At 52.5% G+C, this 16,461-nt stretch carries 12 protein-coding genes and 2 pseudogenes; 5 read left to right on the top strand and 9 right to left on the bottom strand.

The window, feature by feature from the left end:
• Positions 1 to 493: 493 nt before the first annotated feature.
• Both HA45_RS06985 and soxR read right to left on the bottom strand, forming a co-directional pair.
• Positions 494 to 1,156, bottom strand: a complete 663-nt coding sequence (locus tag HA45_RS06985) for a glutathione S-transferase family protein (protein ID WP_100704303.1) — start codon at positions 1,154 to 1,156, stop codon at positions 494 to 496.
• Positions 1,157 to 1,200: 44 nt separating this feature from the next.
• Complete coding sequence (gene soxR, locus HA45_RS06980) at positions 1,201 to 1,677, bottom strand: redox-sensitive transcriptional activator SoxR (protein WP_034826898.1); 477 nt, start codon at positions 1,675 to 1,677, stop codon at positions 1,201 to 1,203.
• A gap of 97 nt (positions 1,678 to 1,774) precedes the next feature.
• Here soxR and soxS point away from each other — a divergent pair, with 97 nt between their 5' ends.
• Together soxS and HA45_RS06970 are read left to right on the top strand one after the other, a co-directional pair.
• Positions 1,775 to 2,203 (top strand): superoxide response transcriptional regulator SoxS, encoded by a 429-nt coding sequence (gene soxS / locus HA45_RS06975; protein WP_100704302.1) that lies wholly within the window; start codon positions 1,775 to 1,777, stop codon positions 2,201 to 2,203.
• Positions 2,204 to 2,454: 251 nt separating this feature from the next.
• The gene (locus HA45_RS06970) at positions 2,455 to 2,736 is read left to right on the top strand and encodes a YjcB family protein (protein WP_100704301.1); all 282 of its coding nucleotides are present in this window, start codon (positions 2,455 to 2,457) and stop codon (positions 2,734 to 2,736) included.
• Between the two features lie 55 nt (positions 2,737 to 2,791).
• On the opposite strand, the gene HA45_RS06965 is transcribed toward HA45_RS06970, so the two are convergent.
• A complete protein-coding gene (locus tag HA45_RS06965; RefSeq protein ID WP_100704300.1) occupies positions 2,792 to 3,742 on the bottom strand; it encodes an ATP-grasp fold amidoligase family protein in 951 nt (316 codons plus the stop codon).
• Between the two features lie 8 nt (positions 3,743 to 3,750).
• Positions 3,751 to 5,007: an oligosaccharide flippase family protein gene (locus HA45_RS06960; RefSeq protein WP_100704299.1), complete on the bottom strand. Its 1,257-nt coding sequence runs from the start codon at positions 5,005 to 5,007 to the stop codon at positions 3,751 to 3,753.
• Between the two features lie 527 nt (positions 5,008 to 5,534).
• Here HA45_RS06960 and HA45_RS06955 point away from each other — a divergent pair.
• Complete coding sequence (locus HA45_RS06955) at positions 5,535 to 5,930, top strand: transposase (protein WP_100704298.1); 396 nt, start codon at positions 5,535 to 5,537, stop codon at positions 5,928 to 5,930.
• Between the two features lie 899 nt (positions 5,931 to 6,829).
• Here the strand turns inward: HA45_RS06955 and HA45_RS06950 are convergent.
• Positions 6,830 to 7,783, bottom strand: a complete 954-nt coding sequence (locus tag HA45_RS06950; protein ID WP_100704297.1) for a DMT family transporter — start codon at positions 7,781 to 7,783, stop codon at positions 6,830 to 6,832.
• Positions 7,784 to 7,855: 72 nt separating this feature from the next.
• Positions 7,856 to 8,686, bottom strand: coding sequence for an AraC family transcriptional regulator (locus HA45_RS06945; protein ID WP_100704296.1), 831 nt, complete (start codon positions 8,684 to 8,686; stop codon positions 7,856 to 7,858).
• Between the two features lie 125 nt (positions 8,687 to 8,811).
• Here HA45_RS06945 and HA45_RS06940 point away from each other — a divergent pair, with 125 nt between their 5' ends.
• Positions 8,812 to 9,339: an isochorismatase family protein gene (locus HA45_RS06940; RefSeq protein ID WP_100704295.1), complete on the top strand. Its 528-nt coding sequence runs from the start codon at positions 8,812 to 8,814 to the stop codon at positions 9,337 to 9,339.
• A gap of 53 nt (positions 9,340 to 9,392) precedes the next feature.
• Here the strand turns inward: HA45_RS06940 and HA45_RS06935 are convergent.
• The 3 genes and pseudogenes from HA45_RS06935 to ssb1 all read right to left on the bottom strand — a co-directional run bounded on the left by HA45_RS06935 (position 9,393) and on the right by ssb1 (position 13,386).
• Positions 9,393 to 10,619, bottom strand: a pseudogene (locus HA45_RS06935) (DNA-processing protein DprA).
• A complete protein-coding gene (locus tag HA45_RS06930) occupies positions 10,619 to 12,715 on the bottom strand; it encodes a RecQ family ATP-dependent DNA helicase (protein WP_100704293.1) in 2,097 nt (698 codons plus the stop codon). The pseudogene HA45_RS06935 and the gene HA45_RS06930 overlap by 1 nt, the downstream one beginning before the upstream one ends.
• Before the next feature lie 113 nt (positions 12,716 to 12,828).
• Entirely contained in the window at positions 12,829 to 13,386 is a 558-nt protein-coding gene (ssb1, locus tag HA45_RS06925; RefSeq protein ID WP_100704292.1) for a single-stranded DNA-binding protein SSB1, read from the bottom strand.
• Between the two features lie 221 nt (positions 13,387 to 13,607).
• Here ssb1 and uvrA point away from each other — a divergent pair.
• Positions 13,608 to 16,437 (top strand): annotated as a pseudogene (gene uvrA, locus HA45_RS06920) (excinuclease ABC subunit UvrA).
• Positions 16,438 to 16,461: the final 24 nt, after the last annotated feature.

Genomic DNA, 16,461 nt, shown 5'->3' with positions numbered 1-16,461 from the left:
GCATCATCCTGGTGAGGGCTTCTCAAAGAGAAAAGAGGCAAACGTTTACGTGGCCGCGTATTCCAGGTCGTAAATGGGGGACACGGAAAAAGGCAAACGATTATCTGGCGTTTGCTATGGGGTTTTCAACTACTAATCGATCATCAGGCAGGATAAAGCGCAGACTGGCGCGGGTTAACCATGTGGTTACACTGTCAGGCGCAAATTTTTGGAAGGCGGAACTGGCTGGAAAATATCGATATTTTTATTTATCACCTATTTTTCCCTGACCAACTGCACCAAAGGTATGAGGTTGCTACGACTTGAAGCGATGACCAACTTGAGGCCCAACAAAGGCCCGCCCGAAGAGCAAAGCGTCCGCGCCATGGAAGGCGCGGCCGATCTGCATGGATGCGTTATTCCTTTGCGATCGGGCGGGCCTTTGTTGGGCATGGCACCCAACTCACAGCGACTAGCCCACCGCGACCAACCCACAGCACCGAACCCTAAGCGACTAACTAAACGTTATCGCCCCGCCCTGCTCAATCGCGCGTTGCCAGGCGGCGCGCTGCTGCATGGTTTCTAACCAGCGGGCAGTGGCCGGCATCTCTTTCAGCGATCCCCGCCCTTGCAACGCCAGCAGCGGGAAGCTCATCTGTACATCGGCGATGCTAAAACGCGAACCGGCAAAAAAACGATGCTGGCTAAGATGCTGCTCAATCACGCCACCATGCAGCTTCAACTGCTTGTTCAGCCAGGCCTTCTGAATCCCTTTGCTCAATGCCACGCCTGCCGGACGTAAAATCCATGGCACCGGCTTTTTCCCGAGCTGCCCAAACACCAGCTTCATCACCAACAGCGGCATCAGCGATCCTTCGGCGTAATGCAGCCAGTAGCGCGCCTGAATCTGCTCATCCTCATCCGTGATAGCCAACAAATGCTCGCTGTCATATTTATGCTGCAGGTATTCCAGAATCGCGCCGGACTCAGCGATCACCCGATTGCCATCAGTGATCACCGGCGACTTACCCAGCGGATGAACCTTCTTTAAGGCATCTGGTGCCAGCAGCGTGTTCTCGCGCTGATAACGCTTGATTTGATAAGGCACCGACAGCTCTTCCAGCAGCCATAACACACGGTGCGAACGGGAATTTTCCAGATGGTGAACGGTAATCATGCGGTTTTCCTTGCCGGTCAAAGTTTCCCGCCAAGTATAGCGGATTAACCTTTGTGCTCGTCTTGCTCTGGATCGAGTAACACCGCACCGGACCCTTGCTGCGCCAAACGGTCTCCCGGGTTGCGCAGCGGGCAATCGCGCATCGACAAGCAACCGCAGCCGATACATCCGTCCAGGTCATTGCGCAAGCGCGTCAGCGTTTCAATGCGTTTATCCAGCTCTTCGCGCCAGTGCTGCGTCAGCGCATCCCACTCCTGCGTCGACATGCGTTTGTTGGCCGGAACATGCATCAAACTGTCGCTCACCGTGGCCAGCGGAATGCCGATTCGCTGCGCAATTTTAATAATCGCCACGCGTCGCAGCACATCACGACTGTAACGCCGCTGGTTTCCGCCATTGCGTGAGCTGAAGATTAATCCTTTGGTTTCATAGAAGTGCAGCGCGGAGACGGCTACCCCGCTACGTTTGGCCACTTCACCGGGGGTCAGCACCGGCTTTGGGTAATTGCGTTCTTTTTTCATTTAGGGCCTTTACCTCAAGTTAACTTGAGGAATTATACTCGCACCCAAACAAAACTTCGAATTCAAACCCGATAAAAACCTTCAGAAGGATGACGCTATGATGCAACAGGAAATCATTCATTCGCTGACTCACTGGATCGATGAAAATCTGGATAAGGCCCTGTCGATCGATGAAGTGGCGGCAAAATCAGGTTACTCAAAATGGCACCTGCAGCGTATGTTCCGTACCGTGACGAAACAAACGCTGGGTGGCTATATCCGTGAGCGCCGCTTGACCCTCGCAGCCGAAGCGCTATGCCAGACGCAGCGCCCGGTATTTGATATCGCGATGCAATATGGCTACGACTCGCAGCAAACCTTCTCGCGCGTGTTCCGTCGTCAGTTTTCACAAACGCCGACCGCCTATCGCCACACCATGCGCCGTCAGGCAATGATTCAGCGCCCGCGCCTGCTGAATTTTGATTGCAGTGAAAACATCAACAGTTTTGCCCAGCGCACCACCGGCGAGTGCTGCCCGGTTCAGTAACTTTCTGCGCGCCCTTCGCGGGCGCACCTCCTCCTGACATCTGCATGACCTCCCCTCTTCGATAAAAATCTTTCTACCATACCAGGTATAAATTTTGTTCAAACTTTCAAATCGAGTGATATAATGTGACCCAAGTCACAGATTTACCCTCGTGTAAGACGGCCAGAAGGGCCTCCCTGACTCTTCATCGTTGCCGCCAGTGATGTCCAATGAATGTCAGGGATATTACTGATTTGAAGAGGTTTTTGCAGATGGCTACGTTAACCACCAGTTTGATCGTCATGCGTTGGGAACTGCTCAGCGCCGTAATGATGTTCTTCGCCAGCACCATGAAAATTAAACTGCGTCAGAACAGTCATCACGTGATGGCGCTGATGTTCGGTGGCATTGGGGTTGGCATGTCCTGCTGGTTCGTTACTGGCCTGCTGGGGATTACCCTGAGCATGGAAAATCTGCACAACTTCATGGAAATCTCGAAAAACGCCTTTATTGAAGTGATGAGCCAGACGCCTGCTGATTGGCCAATGCCTTAATCGCTGCCAATAAAAAACCCCGCTTAGCGGGGTTTTTTATTTTGCTGTGTGATTCTCAAATTTTCTTCAGTACGGCGGGAAGTGCGACTTCCGGCACCGTGACGCCCGGTCTCTGCGTACCGCGGCGATCTTGAATCCACATATCACCCATCATCTGGTTTAATCCACGATCCAATCCAGTGACCAATCCGGCACCCGGCGTAAACGTCAACTCACCGAAGTAAATCCGCTCGCCATCGATGTACCAGTCAACGCGCACGTAATCGAAATCACTTGCCAGCGTTTTACTCAGCGCTAATGCGTGCTGCAGTTGCGCCATAATGGGCGACACATCCAGCCCGGTATCGCGGATCTTGTGATACGCCTCATTGAGGTTGTTTACATAGAAATTCATCGACAGTAAGGGGTTACATCGGTTGTAGATCACCTGCAGCACATATTCAAAGCTGCCGTCGCGCTTGTTGAACATATGAAACTTGTAATCGATCGGAGCCGTTTTGCCATCACCAATGTACTGCTCAACCAAAATGCGCGGCTTAATGTAGCGATAGTGAATCTCGCGCGCTTCATTGGCGAAGTCCGTTTTCAACCAGCGATGGCAGTCGCTGATGATTTTCTGCTTTCTCAGCGCATCCGGCTCTTCCAGCAGAATCTCCACCATGTTGGAAGCGTGATTCGGCTTGATCACCGTGTTCTTCCAGCTCGGCAACGTGTGCAGCGAGTGTGGATCGCTGGTTTCGTACACCAATGGGATCAGGTATTCACTGCCCACTTTCTCGGCGATGTATTCACGCACCGAGTATTTATCCGACAGACGCCCATAAATCTGGTAGTCGCCAAACACGAATTTGCGGTACAGCACTTTCTCATTGAACACTTTCGGCTGACGCAGATTCGGCAGCTTACGAAACTTGTGAAAGTAATAGATACGGTCCTGGTAAGCCCAGGGCATCTTCTTGATGAAGTACTGGACACTTCTTCTGAGTTCATCTTTCAACTTGAGCATATCGGACCTCATTTGTAGGTTTTGTAGTTGAGTGAGGAAACTTGAATCTTCTGAATGACGCCGTTATTGAAGAAGTAATTCATTACGGTGAGGGACAGGAGTTCAGAGATGAAGACGCTCCAGGCGGCACCCATGATGCCGTAGCCCTGGATCAGCCACCACGACAGCGGCAAGCTGATGACCATCAGGCAAATGATCTTCTTCAGCAGATAGTTAAATCCGCCCTCTTTCACCATGTAGCGATACGCTACGGTCCCCATTGCCGAAAAGCAGGTTGCTAACGACAGTAACGTAATGAGACTTCCTGACTGTGTGTACTCGTGACCATACAAAGCGATGATGATTTGCTCGCCATACAGCGCGATCACCGCTAACAACAACAATGAAACACCCATAACATAGCCATTCAGCCGCGCAGTGAGCTTAATGGCGGCTGCTCCGCGCTCCCGAAAGATTTCCGAAAAGCAGGAAGTGATAATGGCAACCGGGATAAATATCCAGGAGGCCGAAATGGTATTGGCGGCAGCAAACAGGCCAAGGTCACGTGCTGAGGCAATCCCCGCCAGGAACATCTGAGCCGCTTTGACTTGCACCGAAATAAAAATGCTGGAGATAGCCAACGGCAAACCGGCATACATCAGATAGCGCAGATAGGTATTGCGCTTCTCCTGCGGCGGCGCGATGTCCTGATTTTCGCGGTAAAAATTAAAACGTTTGATGATGTACGGCACCAGCGTGACCGCCACAATCGACAGCGTGAGCCACAGCGGATTGAGGTGCAGCCAGGCGATGAGAAAACTCAGGGTAAAGCCCAGCAGCAGGCCGACCGAGTTAGCCACGGTATTCAGCCGGGACGCCAGGCGTGCGTTGTTGTACACGCTGAACGTGTCCTGAGTGACAAACACTGAGGAAATAAACGAGGCCAGGGCAAACGCGAGGAAGTTTTCCTGCATGTTGTACCACACCCATATCAACACCGGGATGGAGGTAAGCAGCAACAGGACCAATCGCATCGTGCGGGCCACCGTCATCAGCCGCAGCCCTTTCGGTGCGCTCTTGCTGATGCGTTTGAACAGGATGGTTTCGGTGCCGAAAATCGCAACGGTTTGCACCATCGAAAACAACGAGGTTGAAAACGCCATTTGGCCGAATATGGTCGGGCCAAACGACTTAGCCACGTAGGAGGTCACAAATATGACGCCGAACACCGAGACGATCTTCTCAGACATCATCCAGGCGGCATTAGACATTACGCTCAATTTCATTGACTGATCCTTAGTATTACTTACAGCAACTGCCTTTCGGTACAACGTCCTTGAAATGAATTAACAAGCGCTCAGTGGGCCTGACTTAAATTAATAACTTCAAACCAAACTGGTCCGAAAAAAGAGACTAGCGTCAGGATTATTTAAATGAATTCAGGATAATTCCGATTAAACCTGGCGCGAAACTCTGCGGATGTAAACGATTTCAGCTTAAATTCTAAGCAAACGTTTACTGGCACACCCTGTGATTTTCACAAACAGGTTATGCCGTATTTCCAATGATTGTAGTATTTTTCTGCATTTGGGATGGAGTGAATCTATATCAAAAACCCAATACCAGGAAGGCGTTCAATGGCATTCAGAATAAAATAAGATTTATCCCATGATGATATTTATTCTAAATAACTTAATTTAACCCTCGCAATTCTAATCGCGCACTTTAATACTGCATTAATACTCTTTTTGCAGTACCAGATATTAATACAGTAATTCTCATCCACTAATTGATAAGAAAGGTAAGAGCATTTATGAGAAAGTCACGATATAGCGAAGAGCAAATCACAAATGCCATTAAAGCTTCTGAAACAGGAGTGAAGGTCAGGGAGATTTGTGAGGAGCTTGGCATTTCTGAAGCCACCTTCTATAGCTGGAAGAAAAAGTTTTCTGGGCTATCTTCCGAAGAAGGACGTAAAATCAAAGACCTGGAGGATCAACTACTCAACCTTACGCGCGAACTGCAGTCATTGAGTTCCGATAAAGAGATGCTGCAAAGCGTACTGAAAAACTTCTTTACCACGAATGAGAAGCGTCAGGCCGTTAACTTCCTGCAAACCACCTTCGACATTGGAACGCGTCGCAGCTGCCGCTTGCTGGATATTAGTCGCAGCGTTTACCACTATCCTTCAGGTTCTGATAATCACTAACACCATTAAGACCGTTGTTATTTGACTTAATGCTGAGATTTGTTCTTACCAGAAGAGATGAAGATCACTTAATTCGGCTTTCGTAACATAACAATTCGAACCATTTTTTCCTGATGAATATCATCGCGGAATTGCTTCCTTTTTTGCGGTAAAATTGATTCGCATCAGCAAAAGTCTCGCTATTCAAGCCTTTTAGACGGAGTCCAATCTCATTACGGTGAGATTGGTGCTTCGTTTATTACTTTACCAATATTAATACTCAGCCCTGAATGCAGATAAATCTGTTAAGCATTCATGAACAACGCGATGTAACCGCTCACACACCTACTCTGTTTTTAATTGGACCTATCACTTAGGGTAACGATCGGGGTGCGCCATTTTGCTAGCCCTATATCCTGACAACAGCACCAGGATTCGTCCGGATCGAATACGTTATCATAGCTAAACAATAACAGTAAAAAATGGCAACTAAAGGGAAATATACCCCGGCAATTCATCTCTGTGTTTAATCATTTTTTACCGTCGTTTCAACGGATGTTTCTTAACGGCGGAGCGGCACCTTGAGAAAAACGTGGCCTGTGACAGGTTTTTTCAGTGCCAAATCGCAATAAAAATGCAGATAGAAAACAGTTTTAAGGCGTGAAAAGTGTACGTTTCACAGGCTACTGAGGCTTTTTATCCCTTCTGCTGGCAATTCAGTGTGCAGAATCGTGACCTGAATGCGGTGCGGGTTATGACAAAGTGGGCTAAAAACAGGCAGGTTAAAGAGAGGTAAAGTTATATCGCATCGGTGATTGAGGGTAAAAGCAGCAGCAGGTCGGGCAAAAGGGATGGGGCAAATTCTTAAAAACACTAGAGAAAGGGCTGCGGAGCATCTTACTCAGCAGCCTCGTAAAATGTTAAAGGGCACTCACCTGCGGCTGCGGTTTGATGCGCATGGCATAGATTACCCCCACGATCAGGCAGCCTATGCCGATGCCAGTCAACATCGGCGGCCAGCTATGTCGCCAGAGGAAAGTCCAAAGCAAACCGGCCAGCGTTTCGAACACAATCAGCGGTCCCATGATCACGGTAGGCACGCGCTGGCTGGCCGCATTCCAGCACAGCGTGCCGAGCCATGAGCAAATCAGGCCGATCCCTAACATTAACATCAGAAAACGCGTGGGCTGCGGCCCCAACGGCAGTGCGAAGGCAGGCTGTTGCCAATAAAGTTGGCCACACACTAAAAGATAGAACACCAACGCCAGCGGCAAGGTCACCAATCCCTGCGCCGTTGCCCAGCTCCCGGCTTTATGCTGCGGATGGGCACGCAGCCAGATACCATTGCGCAACGGATACCATGTCCAGCATGCCACGGCCAATACCGCCAGCACCAAACCCGTGAGATAGCGCGACCAGTCAAACGCGGGGCCCTGCATCTGCAACTCGGCAGCATTTACGCACGCCAGTCCGGCGACAATAATCAGTAACGCCGGGCAAAGTTTCCGCCAGGATAAGCGCCCTTCAAGATGACCGTAACAAAGGTTGGCCGTCACGGTGATCACCACCGGTAGCGTGCCGATAATCATGGTGGAAATCGGTGCGCCGGTCCGCTGGATCGCACTGGCGAGGAAGGCGTAGTACAGCAGATTGCCCACCAGCGACAGTTTCAGCGCCTCCAGCCAATCTTTACGCGCCAGCTGCTTGAGACGGCGGCGATCCAGCCATGCCACCGGCAACACCACCAGCCCAAAAGCCACATAACGTCCGGCCGATTGTAGGGTGCCCGGATAGTCCGGAATCAACAATGGACCCACAAAAATCAGTCCCCACATCAGTCCTGCGGCAAGTGCAAACACAATTCCAGCAAACATATTCTTATCCTTTATGTCCTTTACGCCGCAGTGTGGCGTAACCGGATAATAAAGGCTTGTAGCAGATTGCGGTTAACGTGAGGGGAAAACTTGCTTTTGATAGCGCCCTGGCGTGATGCCATAGCGATGGGCAAACGCCCGCGTAAGGTGTGCCTGATCGGTCAATCCAACGGCAGCCGCTACCGAAGCCGCGCTTTCTCCCATCCCTAAACGTTGCTTGGCTTCGAACAGGCGAAAGGCCATCAGCATCTGATGTGGCGTGGCATGGAAGTGCTGTTTGAAACTGCGGAGAAAATGCCACGGCGACAAAGACGCCAGGGCGGCCAGCTCATCGAGGCGAACCGGCTCCGCCAGGTTTTCACGCAGATAGGCTTTAACCGCATCGAAACGGTGGGCACCCTCTTCTGGTCGGGATTTTCCCTGATGCGCCAGCGGGCGTAACTGTTCCAACATTTCCAGCAGCAGCCCCTCGCGTTCAAGCGCGCTGGTGGCCTGCCACATCTGTGCCAGTCGCAGGGAAAAGGGCTGTGCCAGACGGACATCTGTGCGCAACGCCTCACTAAACCACCAGTGACGATCGCCGGTCAGGCGCTCCATCTCATGCGGATCAATATAGATCATGCGATAACGCCAGCCCTCATCACAGGCCGATTCCCCGGTGTGCAATTCATCAGGATTCATCATCACCAGAGAATGCTGTGGTGCCGTGTAGTGCGTGCCGCGATAACGAAAGCGCTGTGCACCCGATTCAATGGTGCCGATGCCGAAGGCTTCATGAGTATGCGGTTCAAAGGCATAACGCGAGATGTGCGCCTGATAAAGCTCGATACCGGGCAGTTCAGCGAAATGCTGAAACTGCGCTTGATCGCACTTATCAGGAAAGATTTCCGGAACCACCTTCACGTCACACCTCCGTTAAAACAGGTTAATCAGCATGCGCGGCGACAAGCGGAATTGCAAAGCAGATTTGCTTTACCTGCGCGACGCTTCACCGCAATACTGTCCATCTGCCTATAAAGGAGGACATGATGGCAAATCGGGTTGTGGTGATAGTAGATATGCAAAATGGCGTACTGGCGACGCCACGTTTCGATCGTGACGGGCGTTGTGCGCGCATCAATCAACTCACGGCAGCGGCCGATCAGGTGATTTTTGTCCAGCACGTTGGACCAGGCCTTGAAGTGAATAGCGAAGGCTGGCAAATCGTGCCGGAATTAGATCAGCCTGCCAACGCGATCTACGTTAATAAGACCGCCTGTGACAGCTTCTGGCAAACCGACCTGGCGGCTCAGCTTGATCAGCATGGCATTGAAAAATTTGTAATTTGCGGCTGCGCGACCGATTACTGCGTGGATACCACCATCAAGGTTGGCGCCAGCCTGGGTTATCACATCACTGTTGCCGCCGATGCGCATACCACGGCCGATAGGACTTACGTCTCCGTACAACAGCAAATCAATCAGCACAATGAAATCTGGGCTGATTTGATCATGCCGGGTAATCCGGTGTTCGTGCGTGATACTGAGGTCGTGCTGCGGGAATGGCGACCGCATTAAGGTGACTCAGCCGGAGAGATTTTTCCGGCTTCAATCATTGGTGCGTTCAGCACCTAAATTTTACGCTTCCATTGATAGCGGTTTGTCCCTGCCAGCTGCTCAATTTGCCCCTCATCCACCGCGCGCTGTAACCATTCTGTCAGCTGAATCTGATGCAGACCGGTTCGCGAGCCCAGATCTTCAATCGTGATGGGATAGCGGCCAGAGTCGGCAATTGCGCCTGAAAAATCAGGTAAAAATCGGCCGGATGCCAGATTCCCTCTGGTTCCTGAGCCACGTTAGCCACCGCGGCCTTTTCAGGCATTGTGTGCCCTGCAGCGCTCAATAGATCATCCTGCTGATAGGGCTGTTCGCAGGGAGCGGTCATCCATTGCGCAACATCAATGTCATCAGGGTCAGCAACGCACCATTGCCCCCCCTGTTTAACCAGCTCAGCGTTGCTCGCCTGAATATCGTCGGTCGGCTTAACCCACAACGGCACCCATTTTTGCGTAGATTCTCTTCCGCACCGGCTAACGTACCGCCCTTGTGACCCGCGTGTACCACTAACGCACTCCTCGCCAGACAATAAATATACCGATTGCGCGCCATGGCGTTACCCACCGTAAAGCTCGCTTCAGGATAGAAAGGCGAAAGCAGCAGTAGTTTTCCTGCCATGAGACCTTTACGCCATTTGGCGCTGGTTGCAGCGGTCAGCAAACTGTCACTGAGAACACCCACGACGGCTCCGTCGTGCTGCAACGCGCCCAGCATGGCGGCTTCATCAATACCTCGTGCCCCCCCGAAATCAGGTTTAGCCCTGTAGAGGCGACTTTTGCCGCAACCTGTCGGCTGAACGTTAAATCCAGCTCGCTGGCATTCCTCGACCCTACCACCGCAAGGCCTGGCTGATTAAATAAAGTGATGTCACCACAGCCGAACAGTACCGGTGGCGCGTCGGTGCGCAGTTGTTGCTTTAGCAGTCTTGGGTATTCAGCATCAGAACGCGTCAACACCCAGAGCCCCGCGCGCTGCCAACGTTCAACCGCTAACGCCAGGCTATGTCCACGGCTCAGCAGCGTTTCTATTCGCTCACGCGTGATATGGGAATCAACCCAATCAGCTAACATGACATCAGCACCAGCGTTGAGTAGATCGGCGGGTGTAGCGGATTGTTGTTTCAACCACAGGGCGAATCGTCCCCATTCAGCATTACTGAGTGGCTTCACCTCATTCTCGCTCTGGCGCGAGAAGTCGCTGGTTAACAAAAGCGTTGCCTGTGCAACAGGAGATAAATTCATCACTCTTTCACCGTTGAGGTTGCCAGTGCCACTGGATAGACAATGCCGCTTCCCGCTTGCTGAAGCACGGCTGCCGTCACTGCCATCGTCCAGCCTGAATCGATAATATCGTCAACCAGTAATACGGCCGTGGCGGGCAGATCCGCGCTGGAGGAAAACGCGCCATCCAGATTACGACATTGATGGAAGCGATTATTCTGCAGACGTTGCCGAGGGTTATCTTTCACTTTTTGCAGGGCATCTATAAAGGGTAAACCAAGTCGCAGTGCCAATCGGCGGGCAAAGTCGGCCACCAGCTGAGGCTGGCGTAGCGAAGGTACGCAGCAAACCCACTGTGGCGCAGGCACGGGCTGCCAGCGCTGTTCAACCATTTCCGCTATGGCGGTAACAAGTTCATCGCTGAAATGACCGGCTGCTTTCTCGGCCACCACCCGAGATCCCCATCCAGCATCTCCCCAGCGCGAAAGCACCCGTCCTTCCTGCGCACGCAGAGTGGCAGGTAAATTGCCGCGAAAACCGTATTCTTCAAACGCCTGAGCAGCAACCTGAATTTTGGGCGAAATTACCGTTTCGGCGCGCTGTAGAAAAGTCGCTGCCTGATGTGCCAGTGTCGCATCCACCTGCGGGTCAATCAAAGGCCGACCGAGGCAATATGCACATTTACCACAGGATACGGGGTCTGTGTCATCCAGTGATAATCGCAGAAACGTCATCAGGCAACCGCGCTGTGAAATATAACGCTGCACTTCCTGCCACTCTTGTTCACGCTGCTGCGTCAGGTGCACGATACGTTCGCGATCCAGCTGATAAGGAACAGGTGTTCTCCGCCATTGGCTTTTGACCTTAATCACCGGCGCAGGATTTTCAACGCTGAGCAATTTCAGCACTTTTTCAATTTGCCCCTGGCGCAGATTGGTTTGCTGTTCAATATCACGAATCGATAACCCATCACTCTCCTCCAGCACCTGCAAAATATCATATACCTGAGTTTCTGCCGGAAACGCAGACTGCCGGAAGAATTGGTGAATATCGCGATCTTCACCGCCTGACATTAACACCCCAACCGCATGATCGATGCCACGCCCCGCACGCCCTACCTGTTGGTAGTAAGCAACAATGGAAGCGGGTGCCTGATAATGCAGCACGAAACTCAAATCAGGTTTGTCATATCCCATTCCCAATGCGGTGGTCGCCACCAAAACTTTCAATTGGTTGGTCAGCAGCAAGGTCTCAAGATGTTGACGATAGTCGTTGCTGCTGTCGAAACCCGCGGCCTCAACGCTGCCATGATAGGCTCGCGCATCAATTTGCTGCTTGCGTAACCAGGCCGCGACCTGCTCGGCATCACGCACGGTGAGCGTGTAGACGATACCGGTTCCTGGCAGGGATGGGATAATTTGCGCCAGCCAGGCAAGACGTGAAGCCTGATTCGGCAAAATGAGCGTTTGTAGCGCCAAACTCTTGCGGATCAGTTCACCGCGCTGAATCACAATGTCACCCATCTGTTGCTGTATATCCGCCACCACGCGGTTATTAGCGGTCGCGGTGGTGCCAAGTACCGGCGTATTAGCCGGTAATTGCCGCAAGATGCTGACGATACGGCGATAATCGGGGCGAAAATCATGCCCCCAATCGGAGATACAGTGTGCTTCGTCAATCACCATGAGCGCGATACGGTTGGCAATCGGCTGCAGTACGGTTTCGATGAACTGATCATTGGCGAGACGTTCTGGAGAGATGAGTAAACAATCGACCTGATTATCCAGCACGCGCTGTGTCACCGAGTGCCAGTCGCTGCTATTCGAAGAGTTAAGGGTTTCAGCAACAATACCCAATCGACGAGCCGACTCGATTTGGTTACGCATCAGTGCCAGCAGCGGTGAAACGATAATGGTTGGACCCATACCACGATCGCGAAAAATTTTGGCGCTGATGAAATAAACGGAGCTTTTACCCCAGCCAGTCCGCTGCACCACCAATAATTTCTGTTGCTGATTCACCAGTGCATCTATCGCTTCCCACTGTCCTCGATGAAACTGGGCATGGTCATTTGCCAGCGCGATTTTTAATAATGCTTCTGCCTGTTGCTGTTTCATTATCACTCCTTGATGGGAACGCATCCCTTACATTGATTGAGAAACCTGAGAGTCAGATACAAAAAAGCCCCGTAAAACGAGGCCTTAGCGAGTAGTTGTGGGTGCGCGTTGACTTAAAACGGGATGTCGTCGTCAAAGTCCATTGGCGGTTCGTTGTTCGCCGGTGCGCTCTGCTGCTGCGGACGCTGTTGTGCGCCGCCGCTGAACTGGTTGCCGCCGCCCTGTGGCTGCTGCTGAGGTTGCTGAGGCTGGCCCCAACCGTTGTTATTGCCGCCACTGCTCTGGCCGCCCATTGGTGCACCGCCTGCGTTCGCGCCTTGCTGACGTCCACCCAGCATCTGCATGGTGCCACCAACGTTAACAACCACTTCGGTGGTGTATTTTTCCTGGCCGCCCTGATCCTGCCATTTACGGGTGCGCAGCTGGCCTTCGATGTAAACCTGAGAGCCTTTACGCAGGTATTCGCCCGCCACTTCAGCCAGTTTGCCGAACAGCACAACGCGGTGCCATTCAGTAATCTCTTTATTTTCACCGGTTTGCTTGTCGCGCCAGCTTTCCGACGTGGCCAGCGTAATGTTGGCTACCGCGCCACCATTTGGCATGTAGCGCACTTCCGGATCCTGACCCAGATTCCCGACTAGAATCACTTTATTTACGCCACGACTGGCCATGTTGCTGTCTCCCGATGAGTTGATGCTAAAAGTCTAAGCCAAAAATTGTATCACGTCACACTGACGGTGCCCACTTCAGAGCGGGCTCCCAATTTTTTGCGGCAGCCAGAATAGCAAAAACACTGGATATTTATTCAGTTTATTTTTTGTGCCATACTAACGCGTTTCTGCTGGTCGTGCTGGCAAGGCATGGCGAGTGTTGTTCAATTCGGGAAAGGTGAATGGATAAGATCGAAGTCCGCGGTGCTCGCACCCATAATTTGAAGAATATCAACCTGATCATCCCTCGCGATAAGCTGATTGTGGTCACCGGTCTGTCGGGTTCCGGTAAGTCTTCGCTGGCGTTTGACACGCTGTATGCGGAAGGTCAGCGTCGCTATGTTGAATCGCTCTCGGCCTATGCGCGCCAGTTTCTTTCCTTAATGGAGAAACCGGACGTGGACCACATTGAAGGTCTCTCGCCCGCCATCTCTATTGAGCAGAAATCCACATCGCATAACCCGCGCTCTACGGTCGGCACTATTACCGAAATCCACGACTACCTGCGTCTGCTGTTTGCCCGTGTGGGTGAGCCGCGCTGCCCCGATCACGATGTCCCGCTGGCGGCACAGACCGTGAGCCAGATGGTGGATCAGGTGATGGCGCAGGAAGAAGGCCGGCGCTTGATGTTACTGGCGCCAGTGGTGAAAGATCGCAAAGGCGAACACACCAAAACGCTGGAAAATCTTGCAGCGCAAGGTTACATCCGCGCCCGTATCGATGGCGAAGTCTGTGACCTGTCAGATCCACCGAAGCTTGAACTGCAGAAAAAGCACACCATTGAAGTCGTGGTGGACCGCTTCCGCGTGCGCGACGATCTGGCGACACGTTTGGCCGAATCGTTCGAAACCACGCTGGCGCTGAGTGGTGGTACCGCCATCGTTGCGGATATGGATGACAGCGCGGCTGAAGAGCTGCTGTTCTCAGCTAACTTTGCCTGCCCGATTTGCGGCTATAGCATGAGCGAACTGGAACCGCGCCTGTTCTCATTTAACAATCCGGCCGCGCGTGCCCAACCTGTGATGGTCTGGGCGTGCAGCAATATTTCGATCCCGATCGCGTGGTGCAGAACCCCGAACTGTCACTGGCTGGCGGTGCCATTCGTGGCTGGGATCGTCGTAACTTCTATTACTTCCAGATGCTGCGCTCGCTGGCAGAGCATCTGGAATTCGATGTCGAAGCGCCGTTTAACAGCCTGAGCGACAAAGCACGCGAAGTGATTCTGTACGGTTCCGGCAAAGAGAATATCGAATTTAAATACATCAACGATCGCGGTGACACCTCGGTACGCCGTCATCCGTTTGAAGGTGTGCTGCACAACATGGAACGCCGTTATAAAGAGACGGAATCCAATGCGGTGCGCGAAGAGCTGGCGAAGTTTATCAGCAACCGCTCTTGCACCAGCTGCGAAGGTACGCGCCTGCGCCGTGAAGCGCGCCATGTGTTCGTAGAAAATACCAACCTGCCGACCATCTCAGAAATGAGCATCGGCCATGCCACCGACTTCTTCCGCAATCTCAAACTCAGCGGACAGCGTGCGCAGATCGCCGAAAAATCCTGAAAGAGATCGGCGATCGTCTGAGCTTCCTGGTCAACGTCGGTTTGAATTATCTGTCGATGTCGCGTTCAGCGGAGACTCTATCGGGCGGTGAAGCACAGCGTATTCGTCTGGCGAGTCAGATTGGTGCAGGTTTGGTCGGCGTGATGTATGTGCTGGATGAACCTTCGATTGGTCTGCATCAGCGCGATAACGAACGTCTGCTCGGTACGTTGATTCATCTGCGCGATCTCGGTAACACCGTGATTGTGGTCGAGCACGATGAAGATGCGATCCGTGCCGCTGACCACGTGATTGATATCGGTCCTGGCGCGGGCGTACACGGCGGCCAGGTGGTGGCCGAAGGTGATGTGCATGCCATTATGGCCAACGAAGCCTCGCTGACCGGGCAATACCTGAGCGGCAAACGTGAAATCGCTATTCCACAGCAGCGTGTGAAAGGCGATCCGGCGAAGGTGCTGAAACTCACCGGCGCGCGCGGCAATAACCTGAAAGACGTGACGCTGACGGTTCCGGTTGGCCTGTTTACCTGCATCACCGGGGTTTCCGGCTCAGGTAAATCTACGCTGATTAACGATACGCTGTTCCCGATTGCGCAGCGCCAGCTGAACGGCGCGACCACCACCGAAGTAGCGCCTTATCGCGAAATCGCGGGGCTGGAGCATTTCGATAAAGTCATCGATATCGACCAGAGCCCCATCGGCCGTACGCCGCGCTCCAACCCGGCCACTTACACCGGTATTTTCACGCCGGTACGCGAGTTGTTCGCGGGTGTGCCAGAGTCGCGTTCCCGTGGGTACAATCCAGGTCGCTTCAGCTTTAACGTGCGTGGCGGACGCTGCGAAGCCTGTCAGGGCGATGGCGTGATCAAAGTCGAAATGCACTTCTTACCAGATGTGTATGTGCCGTGCGATCAGTGCAAAGGCAAACGCTATAACCGTGAAACGCTGGAGATTAAATACAAAGGCAAAGGCATTCACGAAGTGCTGGATATGACTATCGAAGAAGCGCGTGAGTTCTTTGATGCCGTGCCTGCGCTGGCGCGTAAGTTACAAACGCTGATTGATGTGGGCCTATCCTATATTCGCCTCGGTCAATCTGCGACCACGTTGTCAGGCGGTGAAGCACAGCGCGTTAAGCTGGCACGTGAACTGTCAAAACGTGGCACCGGCCAGACGCTCTACATTCTCGATGAGCCGACCACCGGCCTGCACTTTGCGGATATCCAGCAGTTGCTTGAGGTGCTGCATCAGTTGCGCGACCAGGGTAATACCATCGTGGTGATTGAGCACAACCTCGACGTGATCAAAACCGCAGACTGGATTGTCGATTTGGGTCCGGAAGGCGGCAGCGGCGGTGGCGAAATCCTGGTTTCAGGCACGCCAGAAACCGTGGCGGAGTGTGAAAAATCCCACACTGCACGCTTCCTCAAGCCCATGCTGAAGAAGAAGTAAAATTGAAGGCCCGCAGTGCGGGCC

The organism is Pantoea rodasii, assembly GCF_002095465.1.
Classification (GTDB): Bacteria; Pseudomonadota; Gammaproteobacteria; order Enterobacterales; family Enterobacteriaceae; genus Pantoea; species Pantoea rodasii.
This window is presented reverse-complemented; position numbering and strand designations above follow the sequence as displayed.